Genomic DNA, 19,029 nt, shown 5'->3' with positions numbered 1-19,029 from the left:
GCATTATGGGGCGTTTAACTACAGGGCGAAGGCAGCCATGAACTACGACCAGATCTTCGACAAAGCGATCGACCGGCTGCACGCCGAAGGCCGCTATCGCGTGTTTATCGATATTTTGCGCAACAAGGGAAAATTTCCCAATGCGCGCTGCTTTGCCGGGCATAACGGGCCGAAGCCGATCACCGTCTGGTGTTCGAACGACTATTTGTGCATGGGCCAGCATCCCAAAGTCATCGCCGCGATGGAAGAAGCGCTGCACGATGTGGGCGCAGGCTCCGGCGGCACGCGCAATATCGGCGGCAACACCCATTATCATGTGCAGCTCGAATCCGAACTGGCCAGCCTGCATGGCAAATCGTCGGCGTTGCTCTTTACCTCGGGCTATGTTTCGAACGAAGCCACGCTATCGACGCTCGCCAAGGTCCTGCCCGGTTGCATCATCTATTCGGATGAACTGAACCACGCCTCAATGATCGCGGGTATCCGCAATGCCGGATGCGAAAAGCGCGTCTGGCGGCACAATGATGTCGCGCATCTCGAAGAATTGCTGGCCGCTGACGATCCAGAAGCGCCAAAGCTGATCGCCTTTGAAAGCGTCTATTCAATGGATGGCGACGTTGCCCCGATCCATGCGATCTGCGACCTTGCCGACAAATATAACGCCCTGACCTATTGCGACGAAGTCCATGCGGTTGGCATGTATGGCGATCATGGCGGTGGCATTACCGAGCGCGATGAGGCATCAGACCGTGTAACGATCATCGAAGGAACGCTGGGCAAGGCATTTGGCGTGATGGGCGGCTATATCGCGGCCGATCAGAAAATCATCGATGTCATCCGCAGCTATGCACCCGGCTTCATTTTCACAACCTCGCTATCGCCGGTATTGGTTGCGGGCGTGCTTGCAGCCGTGCGCCATCTGAAGCAATCGAGCGAAGAGCGTGAGGCACAGCAGGCCAATGCAGCCCGGTTGAAACAACTGTTCGCCGACGCCGGCCTGCCGGTCATGATGAGCGAGACGCACATCGTGCCGCTGATGATTGGCGATCCTGTGAAGGCGAAAAAGATCAGCGATACGCTGCTCGCCGAATATGGCGCCTATGTGCAGCCGATCAATTATCCCACCGTCCCGCGTGGTACCGAAAGGCTGCGCTTCACGCCCGGCCCGCAGCATAGCGAAGAGATGATGCGCGAACTGACCGAGGCCCTGATCGAAATCTGGGGCCGGATGGAATTGCAGTTGGCCGAGGCGGCGTAAACCGCAACTGGAGTTGTTACGCCGGTCGCATCATTCCCCAAAAATGCGGCCCGCCCTTGGGGATATCCCATTCGACCTGCGTGACAAAGCCGAGACCCTCATAGAGCGGGACGTTTTCGGGAGTTGCTGTCTCGAGCCACGTTGGCAAAGCATCGGCATCAGCACGGGCCAATCCCTCTCGAATGATTGCGCCGCCCCAGCCTTTGCCCTGATGCGCGCTGCGGACGCCTACAAAATGCAGATAGTGATATCGCCCCTCCGGTAGGTGGGCCTCGATCGCATCCGCCACGCTGTTGGCTCGTGCGATAGAAAGGCCGAAAATCCGGAACATATTCCATATCAAAGCAAGGCTTGTTCCAACCGCATCCTTTGCCATCCCGGGATTGCGCCAAAGCGCTGCTGCTTCATCATTGCCGGACCGCATGACTGTGCCTGCTTTTGCGTCGGCCGGCACCAACAGTTCAAAGAGTTTTGGTAGCATCTTCGCGCGTGCTGCCTTGTCCGGGACGATATAGCTCAGCGCTGGGTCGGTCATGAAAGCATTGGCGAGAGTAGCAATCACTGCCTGATGCTCTGCGGTGGTGGCTTGAACAACCGGTCTATCAATCATGCTACTTCCCCGATCATGCGAACAAAAGTTCCTTGATCAACATTGCCGCCTGACAATGTGACGACAGGCGTTCCAACAAGCTCGATTTTCCCCGCAAGCACGGCAGCGAGCGCTGCAGCTCCGCCGGGTTCGACCACCAGGTGCAAACGCTCGAATACCAGACGCATAGCCCGGGCAACCTCCGCAGGGGTGACGACCGCGCTGCTCGACACCCGTTCTTTCAACACCGCAAAGTTGATCGGGAAGGTGCGCGGCGTCTGCAACGCATCACACGGTGTCGGATGCGCTTGATCGGTAACGCCGATTATCTCACCGGCAGCGATTGAGGCAATGATATCATCCCAGCCTTCTGGTTCTGCGATCGATAGTGTCGCATCAGGGCAGGCAAGCCCCAACCCCGCTGACAAGCCGCCGCCGCCGCAACAGGCGATAATGTGGAGTGGCCCGTCGATGCCGCGTGCCTTCAACTGCACCTCGGCCTCGATGCCCGCTGTCCCCTGCCCTTCAATCACCCATGGATCACCAAAGGGATGTACCATCGTTGCGCCGCTTTCTGCGACAATGCCCCTGGCAATTTCGTCACGATCCTGTCCAGGACGCTGGTAGAGCACGACATGGGCACCCAGCGCACGCGTCGCCTCAATCTTCGCGCGCGGCGCATTTTCCGGCATCACGATCGTTGCCATTATGCCCAGCCTGCGCGCAGCCCAAGCAACGCCTTGCGCATGATTGCCGCTCGACACTGCAACAACGCCGCGCTTGTACTCTTCTTCGGTCAGGTCAGACAATCGATGCCAAGCGCCGCGTATCTTGAAGGCGCCAATGGGCTGCAGCATCTCTGCCTTGCACCAAAGGGTACGTCCATCAACCTCTAGCGGCAATAATGGCGTCGGTGGAAGGATATGCGCGATTTTCTCCATCGCGCGCAACACGCCGGCACGGCTGGGTGTGCGTTTGGGATCGCGCAATTCTTGTTCTGTCATCAAAGCCCTCTATATGCCGTCGCCATAACGAATCTTAAGTCGAAGGACGTATCAGATGAGCAAGGTTTTGGTAATCGGCGCAGGTGGCGTTGGTTCGGTCGCAGTGCACAAAATGGCAATGAACGCCGATATCTTCTCGCATGTCAGCCTTGCGAGCCGCACGAAAAGCAAATGCGATGCCATCGCCGCATCGGTAAAGGAGCGCACGGGCGTTTCAATCGACACTTATGAAATCGATGCCGAAGAGGTTCCCGCGCTGATCCGGCTGATCGAGGCGATCAACCCCGACCTCGTCGTCAATCTGGCGCTGCCCTATCAGGATCTGACGATCATGGACGCGTGCCTTGCGACCAAGACCGACTATCTCGACACCGCCAATTATGAGCCCAAGGACGAAGCCAAGTTCGAATATCACTGGCAATGGGCCTATCAGGACCGTTTCAAGGACGCCGGGATCATGGCGCTGCTGGGGTCGGGTTTTGACCCGGGCGTGACCAGCGTATTCACCACCTACCTCAAAAAGCATCATTTTGATCGGATCGACACACTCGATATTCTTGATTGTAATGGCGGCGACCATGGCCAGGCCTTTGCCACCAATTTCAATCCGGAAATCAACATTCGCGAAGTGACTGCGGTTGCCCGCCATTGGGAAAATGGCGACTGGGTTGAAACCCCACCCATGTCGGTGAAGCAGCAATTCGATTTTGAGGCCGTCGGCCCCAAAAATATGTACCTCATGTATCATGAGGAAATCGAAAGCCTGAAAACGCACCTGCCTGAAATCAAGCGCATTCGTTTCTGGATGACCTTCGGCGATGAATATATCAAGCACCTCACCGTGCTGCAGAATGTTGGCATGACGCGAATCGACCCGGTGATTTATAATGGCGTCGAAATCGTTCCGCTGCAGTTCCTGAAGGCCGTTTTGCCAGAACCCGCCAGCCTTGGCCCGACGACGAAGGGCAAGACCAACATCGGTTGTATCGCCACTGGCCTAGGCAAGGATGGCAAGGAAAAGACGCTCTACATCTATAATATCTGCGACCATGAAGATGCTTATGATGAAACCGGCAATCAGGCAGTCAGCTACACCACCGGCGTCCCCGCGATGATCGGCGCGGCGCTGGTCGTGCAGGGCAATTGGGCCGGCGCTGGCGTTTGGAACATGGAGCAGTTTGATCCCGATCCCTTCATGGAAATGCTGAACAAGCACGGCCTTCCCTGGCAGATCAAGGAACTGGACGGGCCGCTGGACTTCTGATGGAAACCAGAGCCGGCGATCCCGGGGCCTTTGCCCGATTTGACCTGAACCGCGTGCCAACGCCCGCCTTTGTCGTGGACGAGGCGGCGGTGCGGCGGAACCTTGCGATCCTTGCCGATGTAAAGGCGCGCAGCGGGGCCAAGGTGCTGTGCGCCATGAAGGCCTTTTCCATGTGGTCGCTGGCACCGGTAATCGGCGAATATCTCGATGGCGTGTGCAGTTCAGGCCTTTGGGAATCGCGGCTCGCCCGGGATTATTACAAGGGCGAGATTGCAACCTATTGCGCCGGATACAAGGCCGCCGACATGGCGGAGATCGTTTCGATTTCCGACCATGTCATCTTCAATTCCCCGATGCAGCATGTCCGCTTTACGGAGTATCTGGACGAAACAACTGACGTCGGCCTGCGCATCAACCCCGAACATGCCGAAGGCGAGGTCGCGAAATATGACCCCTGCCAGCCCAGCTCGCGTCTTGGCTTTCCTGTAAGCCAGTTAAGGCCAGAGCATCTTGAGGGCGTATCGGGCCTGCATTTCCATACATTGTGCGAGCAAGACTTCGAACCTCTCAAACGCACATGGGAAAGCCTGAAGCCCGAGATCGCACCCTATTTCGGCCAACTGAAATGGCTCAATTTCGGCGGTGGCCACCATATCACCCGCGCCGATTACCAACGCGACGATCTGGTCGAATTCATCAAGGCCGTGCGCACCGAAACCGGCTGCGATGTCTATCTGGAACCCGGCGAAGCCATTGCCCTCGACGCAGGGATATTGGTCGGCGAACTGCTCGATGTGTTTGACAATGGCATGCCCATCGGCATCACCGATATCAGCGCCACCTGCCACATGCCCGACGTGATAGAGGCCCCCTACCGCCCCGCCATGCTGGGTGAATTGGCGGATGGCAACGCGATCCGCTTGGGTGGCCCCAGCTGCCTCGCCGGAGACATCATCGGCGATTACCACTTACCTGTCCCGGCAGAACCCGGCCAGCGCTTTGCCTTCCTCGATCAGGCGCATTATTCGATGGTGAAGACCACGACCTTTAACGGCGTGCCCCTGCCCTCAATCTGGCTGTGGAACAGCGGAACCGACGAGTTGCGCTGCGTGCGGGAATTCGGGTGGGAGACGTTCAGGGATCGACTTTCCTGACGAATTACCGATCGCAACACGGGTCTATTATCCCTTTACAAATACCCCCCCGAATCATATAGGCACGCTCCGCTGCCCCAGGGGGACTTCCAATAACCGCAAGGCAGCCTTGTTCGCTTTTTATCGGTTTAACAGACTATTGGGGGTCCCTTGAGTTGTACGAACATCCTGATGCTGCGTCCCTAGTCCGCGCCCTGCGCCCGGACGAGCCCGTAACACTCCTACGCCCGCATGCTGCGACGCGCGCCGCCCGCTTCTTTGTTGAGAAGTTTCCGGGCAAGTCGCTTTATGCCGTGAAGGCCAATCCCTCGCCTGCGCTTCTCGAAACGCTGTGGGCGGCTGGAATCACGCATTTTGACGTGGCTTCGCTCGGCGAAGTGCGGTTGGTGCACAAATTCCTGCCAGAGGCGAAGCTGTGCTTCATGCATCCGGTGAAGTCAGAGCGTGCCATCGCCCAAGCCTATCACAATCACGGCGTGCGTACCTTCAGCCTCGACAGCCGCGAGGAACTGGAAAAGATCGTGCGCGCGACCGCCAGTGATGGCGTGCTGGCGACCGACCTTGAACTGTGCGTGCGCATCCGCGTGTCGTCGGATCATGCAAAGCTAAGCTTGGCTGCGAAATTCGGTGCCGATCCGTCGGAGGTTGCCGACCTTCTCGTCGCCACCCGCCAGGTGGCCGATAGCCTCGGAATTGCCTTTCATGTCGGCAGCCAGGCGATGACGCCTGCCGCCTATGCAGAGGCAATGGAACTTGTGCGTGCCGCGATTGTAGAGGCATCGGTTACCGTTGACGTAGTAGACGTTGGCGGCGGCTTCCCCTCGGTCTATCCGGGCATGGAACCGCCTGCGCTTGAAGGCTATTTCGAAACGATCCACCGCTGTTTTGAAGACCTGCCGATCAGCTATTCGGCAGAGTTGTGGTGCGAACCGGGCCGTGCGCTGTGCGCCGAATATGCCTCGCTACTTGTGCGCGTGGAAAAGCGCCGTGGGAACGAACTGTACATCAATGATGGCAGCTATGGCGCCTTATTTGATGCAGCCCATGTTGCCTGGCGTTTTCCGGTCAACCTTGTCCGCGATAATGCCAGCGACGACATGGCCGAGTTCGCCTTTTACGGCCCGACCTGCGACGACATGGACTATATGGCAGGGCCGTTCATCCTGCCCGCCGATACGCAAGCAGGCGACTATATTGAGGTCGGCATGCTCGGCGCCTATGGCTGCGCAATGCGGACCGAATTTAACGGCTTTGGCGACACCGAAGATATCATCGTCGAGGATGAGCCCATGGCCAGCCTCTACACCCGCATTGCGGCAAATGATGCCGGCAATGTGGTTGCGATAGGCAAAAGGTCCGCCCAATAAGGCCTGCAATGGCAACAAGTTGCATTTGACAATTTACAGTCAGTGAAGCACCCTTCCCGTATCAAAAACGGGGAGGGTTTTTCATATGGGTGGTACAATTCTTGCGCCTGCGGCGGTACTTGTCGCATGGTCGATGGTGATGATGTTCTGGCTGGCCTATGCCCGCTTTAGCGCAGTATCCAAATTGGGGCAGCGCCCGCCGCCAGCGCCCGGGCTGCGCGGTCAGGATATTGATCCGTTGCTGACACCACAGGCCGCATGGGCCTCGCATAATTATGCGCATCTGATGGAACAGCCGACAGTTTTCTATGCTGCGGTGATCATTCTGCATCTCGCCGATGCGGCGACACCTCTGATGGTGAACCTCGCCTGGGCCTATGTCGCAATCCGCGTCGTCCACTCGGTCTATCAGGCAAGCATCAACAAGGTTTCCGTGCGCTTTGCCTTATTCCTTGCATCATCGCTGTGCCTTGTCGCCTTGGCGATCCATGCGGTGATCGCAACAATCTGAATTCAAACGAAGGGGAGGAGAATTTATGGAAAATGCTGAAATTTTGAAACCGGTCGTCGTCCTGGCGGGATGGACGATGCTGATGTGGCTCTGGATGTACGCAACGCGTCTTCCTGCCATTGGCAAATTGCCCAAGGATGGAGCGCCCGGTGCCGATGTGGGCTGGACAGGGGCAAAGCTGGACGCGATCCTTCCGGGCAGTGCGCAATGGAAAGCACATAATTACAACCATCTTCACGAAGCGCCGACGGTGTTTTACGCGGTGGCGATCGTACTGGCGATGATCGGCCAGGGGGGTGGAGCTAATGCGTCGATTGCATGGGTCTATGTTGGATTGCGCATTGCGCACAGCCTCTGGCAGTCGCTTGTCAACAAGGTTGCAGGCCGCTTCTTGCTGTTCACGCTGTCCAGCCTCGCGCTGATGGCATTGGTACTGCACGCGATATTGGCGGTCTTCTAACGGCTGAACTCGCCAACCAACTCGACATGGGTTGACCAGCGGAACTGGCCCACGGGCCAGATCCGCTGCAACCTATAACCTGCATCGACCAACTGCTTGGCATCGCGGGCAAAGCTGCCGGGGTTACAACTCACATAGGCGATTTTGGCGACTTGTGATGATGCCAACTGGCCAATCTGTTCGCGGGCCCCTGCCCGCGGCGGATCAAGAATAACCGCGCCGAACCGGTTCAATTCCGCACTATCAAGCGGCCTGCGAAAAAGATCGCGATGCTCGGCAAAGACGCTGCGCTGCGCATGGCCTGCCGCACTTTTCAACGCCAGTGTTGCCGCGCGATCAGCCTCCGCTGCGTAGACCTTACGTCCCTCGGCAATCGACAGCGCAAAGGTGCCAAGACCGGCAAACAGATCCGCAACCAGTTTCGCATCACCAATCACGTCATGTGCCGCCGCAATCAGCGCCGCCTCTCCATCACGCGTCGCCTGCAGAAAGGCATAGGGTGGATAGGCGACCGGCGCACCGCCCAGCGTGATCGTTGCAGGCTCAGGCTCCCACAATGTCGTGGGACCAAAGCCATCATCAAGTGACAGACGGGCAAGCCGGTTTTCCGACGCAAATGCGGATAATGCTTCATGCGCCTCCAGACCCTCTATGGTCAGGTTTTCGATCAGCAGATCAACGCCCTGATCGATCAACGCCAGCTTCACTTGGACATTGCGCTTTTGCGCGACGCGTGGAGCAAGAAAGGCGCGCAATGGCTTCATCAGCGCGAAAAGCTCCGACGCCATCACCTCACATTGCTGCAGATCGATTATGCGGTGGCTTTTTTCCGTGCTGAACCCCAGTTGGAAATTCCGACCGGCCCATGCTGAACGGACCGCAATCCGTCGGCGCGTCGCCGCTGGCGACAGATGCACCGGCATCACGGATTCGGCCTCCACCTGTTGGGAGGCAAGCGCGTGGAGCACCCTTTCCTGCACGAAAACCGCAAGGCTTTCCTCGTCAATATGCTGCAATTCGCAGCCGCCACACAAAGGGAAATGGCGACAGGGTGGCTCTACATGGTGCGGGCCATGGACCAGCCCGCCATCAGGATTTAATCGGTCGCCCGGCGCTGCCAAGGGAACATGCCGGCCATCGGCAGTCACGCCGTCGCCCCGGGCCGCAATGCGGATGATATCTAGTGCTTCAGCCATCGTCGCGCCTTGCCCGTGCAGGCCGCGACTAGCAAGCGGTGACTTTGCCTATTTTGCGGCAGGCTTTTCCTCGGCCCCCTTGATCGCGGCAGGCAGGCGATAGGCATCGTCGCCCGATTTCACCTCAATCATGCCGCCTTCAAGGATCTTGATCCTGGTTTCATCAAAACCGTCGGCCGGGGCGAGCCCACGGCCGTCTGTCAGGATATCGAAACGACGAAAGCCGCCATCGGGATGCCGGATGACCAGCATTCGTCCCCTTTCGCCTGCAAGCGTTTCCGTAGTGCACACGCGCTCAAAATCGGCGCCGCCTGCAAGCGCGCATTCTATCCTGCCCGCGGCCGCCGCATCGCCCGCAGCACCACGCTCTGCATCGGCAAGGCTGTTGCCTTCACCACATGCCGTAAGCGTTGCGACGGCAGCAAGTGCTGCCAGACTAGATGTCCGCGTAAACATGCCTTTCTTCCTTGCCTCCGGGATGCGTAAGAGCCCCCTTATAGGCAGGGCCGACAGTCTGTGCATAGCGCCACAAAGCGCCTGACCCATAATCGGACGATCGCGGCTTCCAAAGTTTACGCCGCTCCGCAAGCACCTCTTCGGCAACGTTGAGGTCGATTGTCCCCTTTTCAGCATCGATAGCGATTTCGTCACCATTTTCGACCAGCGCGATCGGCCCGCATTCGGCTGCTTCGGGGCCGACATGGCCGATACAGAAGCCGCGTGTTGCGCCTGAAAAGCGGCCGTCGGTGATCAGCGCCACCTTTTCGCCCATACCAAGCCCGTAGAGCGCGGCAGTGGTCGAGAGCATTTCACGCATGCCGGGGCCGCCCTTGGGCCCTTCATAGCGGATCACGATGACTTCGCCTTCCTTGATCGACCGTTCTTCAACCGCAGCAAAGGCCTCTTCCTCGCATTCAAAAACGCGCGCCGGGCCGGTGAATTGCAGGCGGCTCATCCCTGCAACCTTCACAATCGCGCCATCGGGGGCAAGCGAACCGCGTAGGCCGACTACTCCGCCTGTCGGCGACAGCGGGGCGGTGGCCGGGTAAATGACCTTTTGGTCCGGGTTCCAGGTAATCTGGTCGATATTTTCACCCAATGTCTTGCCGCTAACCGTCATACAGTCGCCATGCAGCAAACCTTCGGACAAAAGCGATTTCATGAGCATATAGACGCCCCCCGCTTCATACATGTCCTTTGCGACATAATTTCCGCCGGGTTTCAGATCGGCCATATAGGGCGTGCTTTTGAAGATTTCGGCGACATCAAACAGGTCAAAATCAATGCCTGCCTCGCTTGCCATTGCCGGCAAATGCAGCGCAGCGTTGGTTGAACCGCCGGTTGCAGCAACAACACGGGCCGCATTGATGAACGCGTCACGCGTGCAGATTTCTCGCGGGCGCAGATTGCGTGCCAGCAATTCCATAATCTGTGTGCCTGCCGCATGGGCCACCTGGTCGCGCGTGGTGTAAGGCGCGGGTGCCATATTCGAATTGGGCAGCGAAAGCCCGATTGCCTCGGCCACGCAGGCCATGGTGTTGGCAGTATATTGTCCGCCGCATGCGCCATGACCGGGGCAGGCAACTTTTTCCAGCGCATGCACTTCCTCGAGCGGACAGGCACCGGCAGCATATTTGCCGACAACCTCGAACACATCAACGACGGTCACATCCTTTTCGTGATAGCGGCCCGGCAAGATCGACCCGCCATAAACGAAGATCGACGGAACATTCAGCCGCAACATCGCCATCATCATACCCGGAAGCGATTTGTCGCAACCTGCAAAGCCGACCAGCGCATCATAGCAATGGCCACGTACTGAAAGCTCGACTGAATCGGCAATCACCTCACGGCTAACCAGCGAACTTTTCATCCCCTGATGGCCCATGGCGATACCATCAGTGACGGTGATCGTGTTGAAGCGGCGCGACAGCCCGCCTGCCTGATCAACACCCCGCCGTGCGACATCGGCCTGATGATCCAGCGCCGTATTGCAAGGCGCGCTGTCATTACCGGCAGACACCACCCCGACAAAGGGGCGCATGATCTGCTCTTCGGTCAGACCCATGGCGTAATAATAGCTGCGATGCGGTGCACGCTCAGGCCCCACCGAAACATGGCGGCTGGGCAGTTTGGATTTGTCGAAAGTGTGCGTCATGGGGCCTCGCTGGAGTGAAGAACCGACTGGCAGGGAGATGCCAATATCTGCTCGGCTCTATTCAGCTTAGCCCTTCAGACGCAAGCCTTTCCGCAACATGTTGCGCCATTTCGTCAAGAATTGCTGCGAATCTTTCCTGTCCGGCGGCGTCGACAATCAAATCTTGCCGGATTTCGACACCGACATAGGGAATGTCATTTGCCTCAGCATGTCGATTCATCGTCGCATTCAGCATTTTGCCAGAATAGGGCAATTGGTCGCCAACAATCAGCCCCTCCCCCTCCAGATGGGCGATAGCAAAGCTCGATGCGGTTGCATGATCATTATAGAGTATGCCGATTTCCCAAGGCCGTTCCGCAAGCGGATCGGTTTCCAGACGCGGGGTGAAGCTGTGTACCGATAGGATCAGCCGGGGTCGCGCCTCTCCCAAAATATGTTCAAGCCGGTGGTGATAGGGATGGAAATAATGATCAAGCCGCCGCTGCCGTTCTTCGGCGGACAGATCATTGCCGGGAATGATGTGTCCGTCACTTGACGCGGGCACCGCACTCGCATCGCCCGGATAGCGGTTCAGATCGACAACCAGACGGGAATGGACTGCCAGAAAGGCAGCATGCCCTACAAGTTCGACCAGATAGCGGGCTACGCCAGCAACGCCAATGTCATAGGCAATATGCTGTTCCAGCAAAGCCGGATCGATGCCAAGCGCGACATCCTGCGGCACATGGTTTGACGCATGGTCGCATATGATCAATATGCCGCCGGACTGGGGCGTTCCAACGATATTCCAAGGTTCGCTCATCTCAGCGATGATGCCATTGTCCACCACTGCGGGCAAGCCGCCGCAATCGCCTGTTGAGCATCATTACGCGCCTCTACACTTGCATAAAGTGCAAAGCAGGTCGCGCCCGAGCCGGACATGCGCGCCAGATCAGGCTTAGTCATATCCAGCTGACGCAGCACTTCTGCAATTTCGGGGTGGAGCGCTATCGCCGGCTTTTCCAGGTCATTGCGTCCATGAAGCCAGCAAGCAAAATCCAAAGGCCCGCGATCCATGCCGTCCCATTGGCGAAACACAGGCCCTGTCGGGCAGGCAATCAACGGGTTGACGAGAAGGACGGCACGCCCCGAAATTGCGGCATCGGCGAAAGGCAGAAGTTGTTCGCCCACCCCTGTCCCAATGCAGGTTTGTGACGCGATGCATGCGGGCACATCCGCCCCCAGTTCCGCGCCAAGATCGGCGGTCAATAGCTGCGTGGCATCAAGGCCCCACAGGCGGGCCGCTAGCCGCAACGCGGCCGCCGCATCGGCCGAGCCACCACCTATGCCAGCAGCAACTGGAAGCTGCTTATCCAAGGTGAAGGCTGCCCCCTGCCCTATACCGCAGCGTTGCTGCAGCAAGCGCGCGGCACGCAACACCAGATTATCGGCATCGGCAGACAGCCCTGTGGCAAAGCGGCCAGTGATCGTCAGTGACAGGCCCTCGGCGGGGGCAACGGTCAGCCGGTCGCCATCTTCGGCAAAGGCAAAGACTGTCTCCAACTCATGATAACCGTCGGCCCGGCGCATGCGCACATGCAACGCCAGATTGATCTTGGCATAGGCCGTTTCGCTCGCATGCGATGGGGTCAAGGCGCGGCGACCTCTTCACTCCAGCCAAGGTCAATTTTGCGGGTCAGCCTATCACTCGCTGCGCCACTTGCCTGCACGACCGCAGCGCGCCAGGCAAAGCGCGCCTCGATCCGCCGACCGACGCGCCAATAGGCGTCGCCCAGATGTTCGTTGATCGCGACGTCACCACCTTCAGCTTGGGCGGCAGCCTCAAGCAGCGGAATCGCCTTTTCTATGTCTCCGGTCAGGAAATAGGCCCATCCGAGCGAATCCGCGATCGCTGCAGATTGCGGGGCCAGTTGGTGTGCGCGCGAAACCAGCGCAAAACCTCGCGCTATATCCTCGCGCCTTTCCAACAGGCTATACCCAAGATAATTCAGCGTCTGCGGATTAACCGGCTCAATCTGCAACGCCTGTTCCAATGCGGCGCGCGCGTCTGGCCATTGCCCCTGCGCATCAAGCGCCGAGGCGAGCATCAGATAGACATAAGCGCGCGGCCGCAAACCACCCCCATTGCCGGCAGGTGCCGTCAGTTCGCGGTAGATGGCGATCGCAGCGCTACGGTCACCGGCTTGCTCCAGAGCGCGTGCCCGAAACAGTTTGAGGTTTTGCGCCGCCGGACGGGCTGTGCTTGCCGCAGTCGCAACCGCCAATGCCTTTGCGGGATCAGCCGTTATCTCTAACTTCACGCCGACCGCAGCCATCCAGAAAGCTGAGCTTTCAGTTATCGACGCAAGCATCGCCTGCGCCGCATCAACCGCACCCTGCTTTGCCAGCATTTCTGCCAACACTAGCTTCGCGGCGTCATCGGTGGGCGCGACCCAATAGGCAAGGCGCGCGAAATAGAGGCCCTTTTCCGGCTGTTTCTGTTCAGCCAGCGCATGTGCCAAACGGGAAAATTGCGCAGCCAGGCCAATTTCGGGGGTCACAGGCCCTGCCTGCGGATGATCGGGTTCAACGCCGATCTGCCGTTCCAGCGCGGCTGCAAAATCGTCCTCACCGCCTTTTTTCATCGCCGCTATCGCATAAAGCGCAAGCGCGCGGCCATGCGGTTCGTCAAATCCGCGAAACGCACGTAGCCGCATCTGCGCCTGCTTCAGCCGACCGGCCACCAAATCGGCATAAATGAGCTGATCATCTGCATAAAAGGCGGCGAGAGGCGATTCTCGCAAATCATCAAGGTCCAGCCCGCCGCTGCGCGTCTGTCGTTGTTCCAGCAAGCCCTTCATCACCGGAACCATGAAGGCAAAATCGCCTTCGCGTTCCAACTGGGTGATCACGTTGGAGGCCACATCCCATTTGCGACCACGAAAAGCCTCGACAAAAAACAGCAACTGGGCGTCCCCATCGGCGCTGCCGGCCAAGACCGCAGCGCGCTGGGCACGCAAGGCTTCAGCGATATTGCCGGTGCGCAGCGCCGCATCGAACAAGCGGCTAGACGCCACCGCGCTGTCAGGCAAACGGGAAAGCAGCCGCCGATACGCGGCTATTGCCTTCTCATCCTGTCGCGCAATTTCGGCCCTTTGTCCATGCCAGTAAAGGTCGGTGGGCGCTTCAGCCGCGGCATGCGCCGCCGCGCCCGAAAGCGCCAAGGCGGCGATGCCAAGCAGCAGCCTACATGTTGGGATAGTTGGGGCCACCCCCGCCCTCCGGCGTCACCCAGTTGATGTTCTGGTTGGGATCCTTGATGTCGCATGTCTTGCAATGGACACAGTTCTGCGCGTTGATCTGATAACGCGCATCGCCATTGGCTTCGGTCACCCATTCATAGACGCCGGCGGGGCAATAACGGGTGGAAGGCCCGCCAAACACACCCAACTCGCTCACCTTTTGCAATTCCAGATCGCGGACTTGCAGATGCACCGGTTGATCTTCTTCATGGTTGGTGTTCGACAAGAACACCGACGACAGGCGATCAAAGCTGATCACGCCATCAGGCTTGGGATAGTTGATCGGGCGATAAATATCCGCGCGGCCAGTCGCCTGATAATCGGCATGGTGCTTCATCTCGATCGGCAGGCCGATTTTCAAGGTACGCATCCACATATCGACACCGGCAAGCATCGTGCCATAAGCTTCGCCATATTTGGCAACCGCCGGCTGAGCGTTCTTGACCAGTTTCAGTTCGGTGGCGATCCAGCTTTCGTTGAGATTGGCCTGATAATCCGACAATTCGTCATGCGCACGATCGGCCGAAAGCGCCACTGCGATGCTTTCCGCTGCCAGCATGCCCGATTTCATCGCAGTATGGCTGCCCTTGATGCGCGGCACGTTGACGAAACCGGCAGAGCAACCAATCAGCGCGCCGCCCGGGAATGCAAGCTTCGGAACCGACTGCCAGCCACCTTCGTTAATGGCACGCGCCCCATAAGAAACACGCTTTCCGCCTTCGAGGATCTTGCGGACCTCGGGGTGCTGCTTCCAGCGCTGAAATTCCTCGAACGGAAAAACGTGTGGGTTCTGATAATCGAGCGCAACGACAAAGCCGAGGGCAACCTGATTATTCGCCTGGTGATACAGAAAACCGCCGCCCCAGCTTTCGCTTTCCGAAAGCGGCCAGCCCTGGCTGTGGATTACGCGGCCAGGAACATGCTTGTCGGGATCGATATCCCACAATTCCTTCATGCCAAGACCATACACCTGCGGCTGGCAATCACGCTCAAGATCAAATTTGGACTTCAGCTGTTTTGTAAGATGTCCGCGCGCACCCTCTGCAAACAGGGTATATTTTGCGTGCAGTTCCATGCCCGGTTGATAGTCGCCCTTGTGGCTGCCATCGCGCGCGATACCCATATCACCGGTCGCAACGCCCTTTACCGACCCGTCGTCATTGTAAAGGATTTCGGCAGCCGGAAAGCCCGGGAAGATTTCAACGCCAAGATTTTCGGCTTGGCCAGCAAGCCAACGGCACAAATTGCCAAGCGAACCGGTATAGGTGCCCTTATTGTGCATCCAGCCCGGCGTCGCGATGTGCGGGATCGCATATTTGCCGGTGCGGGTCATCACCCAGTGATGGTTCTCGGTCACAGGAACATCGGCCATCGGGCAGCCTTGTTCCTTCCAGTCAGGCAGCAATTCATCAATGGCCTTGGGATCAAAGACCGCACCCGAAAGGATATGCGCGCCTACTTCCGATCCTTTTTCAAGAATACAGACCGCGATATCGGGATTGATCTGTTTCAGGCGAATGGCCGCTGAAAGGCCCGCCGGCCCGCCACCGACAATCACCACATCATAGGGCATCGACTCCCGCTCGCTCATGTCCGATCTTCCTTCTCTGCCCGTTGCTTTCGGGCTGTCTCGAATATGCCTCAACTGGCAGGATTCGCCATGCCAAGCAATTGACCTTCGCGTCAACCAGTGACTGTAAAACGATATGCAGGTCGCAAAGCCCAATAGGGAAAAAATCCTTGCAGATTCGATCATCGCCTGGTGGCGCGACGCCGGGGTTGATTATCTGTGCGGCGATGACCCGATGTCCTGGCTGGATGACGCTGCCGAAGTAAGCGAGCCAGCACCCGCGCAGGTGGCTCGCGCAACCGCATCGACCAAAACGCCTCCTGCTGCACCCGCTATACCAGCACCGACCATTGCTTGGCCCGCAGAATTTGAAGGGTTGATGGCGGCAATATCCAGTGATTCCGCGCTACCCGGAAATGCCTATGGGCGGCAAATCGCCGCGCCCATTTCCATCGCTCAGCCGGAATTGATGGTGATTTACGATCTGCCGGAGGAGGCCGATATCGCTGCCGGTCAATTGGGTAACGGCCCCACAGGAAAATTATTGAAGGCAATGTTTGCCGCCTGCGGCTATCTTTCCGGACAAGTGCACATCACGGCACTGGCGCATAGCCGCCCTGCAAGCGGAGCGTTGCCGCCTGCCGACCTACCCCTGCTCGCCAAATTCGCGCAGCACCAGATTTCGCTCGTGCGCCCGCAACGCATGCTGTTGCTCGGCACTGCGGTGAGCACGGCGCTTACGGGTCAGGAATTGATGGCGGCGCGTGCAGGTTTACCCGATTTTAACCAAGATGGCCGCACTATGGCGACAGTCGCGACATTCCACCCGCGGACCCTGCTGGCGCGCCCTGTCTTGAAAGCGCAAGCATGGCAGGATTTGCAGGCGATAGTGAAGAAAGATCGTCCGTGATCGGTACCAAATCTGCCTCCTTCCGCTGCGCGCTTACCGCTGTTGCGCTGTTGTGCACAACGCCGGCAATCGCGGGAACGACCGACAGTTTCCGCCAAACGGTATCTCCCGACTTACTTGCCAATATTGGTGGTCAACCGAGCGCGCAGGAGCGGGAGAGCTTTGCCGCCATTTTCGCCGCTATCGATGCCAAGAAATGGGCCGATGCGGTGCGCTTGATCGATACTGCCCCGCGCGGTCCGATGCAGCATGTGGCGCGTGCGGAACTATATCTCGCCGCAGGTTCGCCCAAGGTGGAGGCTGCACAGCTTCAGTCTTTACTCAACGATGCGCCTTGGTTGCCCCAGGCCGAACAGCTGGAACGGATGGCGACAAAGCGCGGTGCGACCGACCTGCCGTTGCGCCCCGGCACGCGGCGTTTTTCCTTCCTTGGCAGCGCACCCAAGCGCGGCCTGCCTGATGGCGTTGCCACAGCTGCTGGTTTACGCGAAAAACTGCAGGCGGAAATCAAGGTGGACAATCCTGCCGGTGCAGAAGCCCTGCTGAACGAACAGGTCGCACTGCTTGATGAGGCAGCTATCGCCGAACTGCGCTACCGGGTCGCCTGGTCCTATTATATCGAAAATGACGATGTGAATGCTCGCCGTGTTGCCGGCCTTGCCCGCGCAATCGCCGGCGAATGGGGCACGCAGGCCGAATGGGTCCACGCCCTCGCCAACTGGCGGCTGGGCGATCATCGCGAAGCCTTTGCCGGTTTTGACCGCGTATCGCGCATTGCCGACAATGACGAACTGCGTGCTGCTGCACTGTTCTGGAGCAGCCGCGCAGCCATGGCGGCGCGCCAGCCGCAGCAAGTGCAACCGCGGCTTCAGGCTGCAGCCCGCTTTCAGGAGAGCTTTTACGGCCTTCTAGCTGCCGAAGCATTGGGCATGGAGGCGGTTGCCGCCAAGGTCCAGAAGCGTGTGGCACCCGATTGGAAGGCGCTGACCGCAAAAGAAAATGTGCGCAGCGCCATCGCGCTTGCCGCTATCGGCAAGACCGACCTTTCCGATCAAGCCTTGCGCCATCAGGCCCGAATTGCCGATGCCGGCCAACATGCCCCCCTCGCCCGGCTCGCCGGTGCGCTTAATCTGCCCGCGACGCAATTGTGGCTAGGCCATTATGGCCCGCGGGGCGAAAATCTGGATCCGATGGCGCGCTATCCGATGCCAAGCTGGACGCCGACCGGGGGATGGCGGATTGAACCGACGCTGGTCTATGCCCACGCATTGCAGGAATCGGCGTTCCGCACCTCGGTCATCAGCAGCGCAGGTGCCCGCGGCCTGATGCAGGTAAAGCCGGGAACGGCGCAGGAAATGGCGCGCGCGCGTGGCGCTTTTTTCAACGCCTCCGATCTCGACCGGCCGACGGTCAATCTTGAATATGGGCAAAGCTATATCGAACGGCTGCGTGACATGAGCGCAACCGGCGGACTGCTGCCCAAGGTGATCGCAGCCTATAATGCGGGGCCGACGCCAGTGACGCGGTGGAACAGCGAAATTCGCGACAATGGTGATCCACTATTGTTCATCGAATCCATCCCATTCTGGGAAACCCGTGGCTATGTGTCGGTGATCCTACGCAATTATTGGATGTATGAAATCCAGACAGGCAAGAATGGTGGCAGCAAGACCGGGCTTGCCCAATATCTCTGGCCGAAAGTGCCACAAAATGGCCGCGTCGCCTCGGTTCGAATCCCCCGTACCGCCAGTATTTCAGGAGGCAGCAATGCCGCTCGATGAAAGCCGCCCGTTCAAGCCGATCAACATCGCGCTGATCACTGTATCCGACACGCGCAACTTTGAAACCGACACCAGCGGCGATCTGTTGGCCAATTACATCAGCGCAGCAGGCCATATTCTTGTCGATCGCGCGATCGAACGTGACGAAACATCGCAACTGGTGGCACGCCTGCACGTGCATATCGATGACGAAAATGTCGATTGCGTGATCCTTACCGGTGGCACCGGGCTGACCGGGCGGGATATCACGCCAGAAGCGCTAGACCGCGTGAAGAGCAAGGATATTCCGGGTTTCGGCGAGTTGTTCCGAATGCTCAGCTACGAGACCATTGGTACATCGACGATCCAGAGCCGCGCCTGTGCTGTGCTGGCGCGCGGGACCTATATCTTCGCACTCCCCGGATCAAATGGCGCAGTGCGCGACGGATGGGAGAAAATCCTGGTTCACCAACTCGACAGCCGCCACCGGCCTTGCAACTTTGTCGAACTGATGCCGCGCCTGCGCGAAATCTGAGCCGGCCCGGTC

18 protein-coding genes are annotated in these 19,029 nt (G+C 58.6%); 9 read left to right on the top strand and 9 right to left on the bottom strand.

Annotated elements, in window-relative coordinates:
* Positions 1-37 precede the first annotated feature (37 nt).
* Positions 38-1,258: a 5-aminolevulinate synthase gene (gene hemA, locus RSE16_09770; protein ID WRH75000.1), complete on the top strand. Its 1,221-nt coding sequence runs from the start codon at positions 38-40 to the stop codon at positions 1,256-1,258.
* A gap of 16 nt (positions 1,259-1,274) precedes the next feature.
* On the opposite strand, the gene RSE16_09765 is transcribed toward hemA, so the two are convergent.
* Both RSE16_09765 and RSE16_09760 read right to left on the bottom strand, forming a co-directional pair.
* The gene (locus tag RSE16_09765; GenBank protein ID WRH74999.1) at positions 1,275-1,868 is read right to left on the bottom strand and encodes a GNAT family N-acetyltransferase; all 594 of its coding nucleotides are present in this window, start codon (positions 1,866-1,868) and stop codon (positions 1,275-1,277) included.
* Positions 1,865-2,851, bottom strand: coding sequence for a pyridoxal-phosphate dependent enzyme (locus RSE16_09760; GenBank protein WRH74998.1), 987 nt, complete (start codon positions 2,849-2,851; stop codon positions 1,865-1,867). Before RSE16_09760 ends, RSE16_09765 begins: the two co-directional genes overlap by 4 nt.
* Positions 2,852-2,906: 55 nt before the next feature.
* Here RSE16_09760 and RSE16_09755 point away from each other — a divergent pair, with 55 nt between their 5' ends.
* The 5 genes from RSE16_09755 (at position 2,907) to RSE16_09735 (ending at position 7,607) form a co-directional block, all read left to right on the top strand.
* Positions 2,907-4,115: a saccharopine dehydrogenase family protein gene (locus tag RSE16_09755; GenBank protein WRH74997.1), complete on the top strand. Its 1,209-nt coding sequence runs from the start codon at positions 2,907-2,909 to the stop codon at positions 4,113-4,115.
* Entirely contained in the window at positions 4,115-5,269 is a 1,155-nt protein-coding gene (locus RSE16_09750) for a carboxynorspermidine decarboxylase (protein ID WRH74996.1), read from the top strand. Before RSE16_09755 ends, RSE16_09750 begins: the two co-directional genes overlap by 1 nt.
* A 155-nt stretch (positions 5,270-5,424) precedes the next feature.
* Positions 5,425-6,636, top strand: coding sequence for a type III PLP-dependent enzyme (locus RSE16_09745; protein ID WRH74995.1), 1,212 nt, complete (start codon positions 5,425-5,427; stop codon positions 6,634-6,636).
* Positions 6,637-6,721: 85 nt separating this feature from the next.
* Positions 6,722-7,147 carry an MAPEG family protein gene (locus RSE16_09740; GenBank protein WRH74994.1) on the top strand — a complete coding sequence of 142 codons (426 nt, stop codon included), beginning with the start codon at positions 6,722-6,724 and terminating at the stop codon, positions 7,145-7,147.
* A gap of 25 nt (positions 7,148-7,172) precedes the next feature.
* Positions 7,173-7,607: an MAPEG family protein gene (locus RSE16_09735; GenBank protein WRH74993.1), complete on the top strand. Its 435-nt coding sequence runs from the start codon at positions 7,173-7,175 to the stop codon at positions 7,605-7,607.
* Here the strand turns inward: RSE16_09735 and RSE16_09730 are convergent.
* The 7 genes from RSE16_09730 to RSE16_09700 form a co-directional block, all read right to left on the bottom strand.
* Positions 7,604-8,803: a class I SAM-dependent RNA methyltransferase gene (locus RSE16_09730; GenBank protein ID WRH74992.1), complete on the bottom strand. Its 1,200-nt coding sequence runs from the start codon at positions 8,801-8,803 to the stop codon at positions 7,604-7,606. The genes RSE16_09735 and RSE16_09730 overlap by 4 nt on opposite strands.
* Positions 8,804-8,851: 48 nt before the next feature.
* On the bottom strand, positions 8,852-9,259 hold the full coding sequence (locus tag RSE16_09725) for a hypothetical protein (GenBank protein WRH74991.1): 408 nt from the start codon (positions 9,257-9,259) through the stop codon (positions 8,852-8,854).
* A complete protein-coding gene (gene ilvD / locus RSE16_09720; GenBank protein ID WRH74990.1) occupies positions 9,240-10,961 on the bottom strand; it encodes a dihydroxy-acid dehydratase in 1,722 nt (573 codons plus the stop codon). Before ilvD ends, RSE16_09725 begins: the two co-directional genes overlap by 20 nt.
* 61 nt (positions 10,962-11,022) lie before the next feature.
* Positions 11,023-11,763 (bottom strand): N-formylglutamate amidohydrolase, encoded by a 741-nt coding sequence (locus tag RSE16_09715; protein WRH74989.1) that lies wholly within the window; start codon positions 11,761-11,763, stop codon positions 11,023-11,025.
* On the bottom strand, positions 11,760-12,593 hold the full coding sequence (locus RSE16_09710; GenBank protein ID WRH74988.1) for a 4-(cytidine 5'-diphospho)-2-C-methyl-D-erythritol kinase: 834 nt from the start codon (positions 12,591-12,593) through the stop codon (positions 11,760-11,762). The genes RSE16_09715 and RSE16_09710 overlap by 4 nt, the downstream gene beginning before the upstream one ends.
* The gene (locus tag RSE16_09705) at positions 12,590-14,212 is read right to left on the bottom strand and encodes a tetratricopeptide repeat protein (GenBank protein WRH74987.1); all 1,623 of its coding nucleotides are present in this window, start codon (positions 14,210-14,212) and stop codon (positions 12,590-12,592) included. The genes RSE16_09710 and RSE16_09705 overlap by 4 nt, the downstream gene beginning before the upstream one ends.
* Positions 14,187-15,833 (bottom strand): electron transfer flavoprotein-ubiquinone oxidoreductase, encoded by a 1,647-nt coding sequence (locus RSE16_09700; GenBank protein WRH74986.1) that lies wholly within the window; start codon positions 15,831-15,833, stop codon positions 14,187-14,189. Before RSE16_09700 ends, RSE16_09705 begins: the two co-directional genes overlap by 26 nt.
* A 115-nt stretch (positions 15,834-15,948) precedes the next feature.
* Here RSE16_09700 and RSE16_09695 point away from each other — a divergent pair, with 115 nt between their 5' ends.
* From RSE16_09695 to moaB, 3 genes are read left to right on the top strand one after another with little or no spacing between them, the layout of a single operon-like run.
* Entirely contained in the window at positions 15,949-16,722 is a 774-nt protein-coding gene (locus tag RSE16_09695; protein ID WRH74985.1) for a uracil-DNA glycosylase family protein, read from the top strand.
* On the top strand, positions 16,680-18,503 hold the full coding sequence (locus RSE16_09690; protein WRH74984.1) for a lytic transglycosylase domain-containing protein: 1,824 nt from the start codon (positions 16,680-16,682) through the stop codon (positions 18,501-18,503). Before RSE16_09695 ends, RSE16_09690 begins: the two co-directional genes overlap by 43 nt.
* Positions 18,490-19,017 carry a molybdenum cofactor biosynthesis protein B gene (moaB, locus tag RSE16_09685; GenBank protein WRH74983.1) on the top strand — a complete coding sequence of 176 codons (528 nt, stop codon included), beginning with the start codon at positions 18,490-18,492 and terminating at the stop codon, positions 19,015-19,017. Before RSE16_09690 ends, moaB begins: the two co-directional genes overlap by 14 nt.
* Positions 19,018-19,029 lie beyond the last annotated feature (12 nt).

The organism is Sphingobium sp. (genome assembly GCA_035196065.1).
Lineage (GTDB): Bacteria > Pseudomonadota > Alphaproteobacteria > Sphingomonadales > Sphingomonadaceae > Sphingorhabdus_B > Sphingorhabdus_B rara.
The sequence above is the reverse complement of the archived record's forward strand: the minus strand, read 5'-3'. Positions and strand labels throughout refer to the sequence as shown.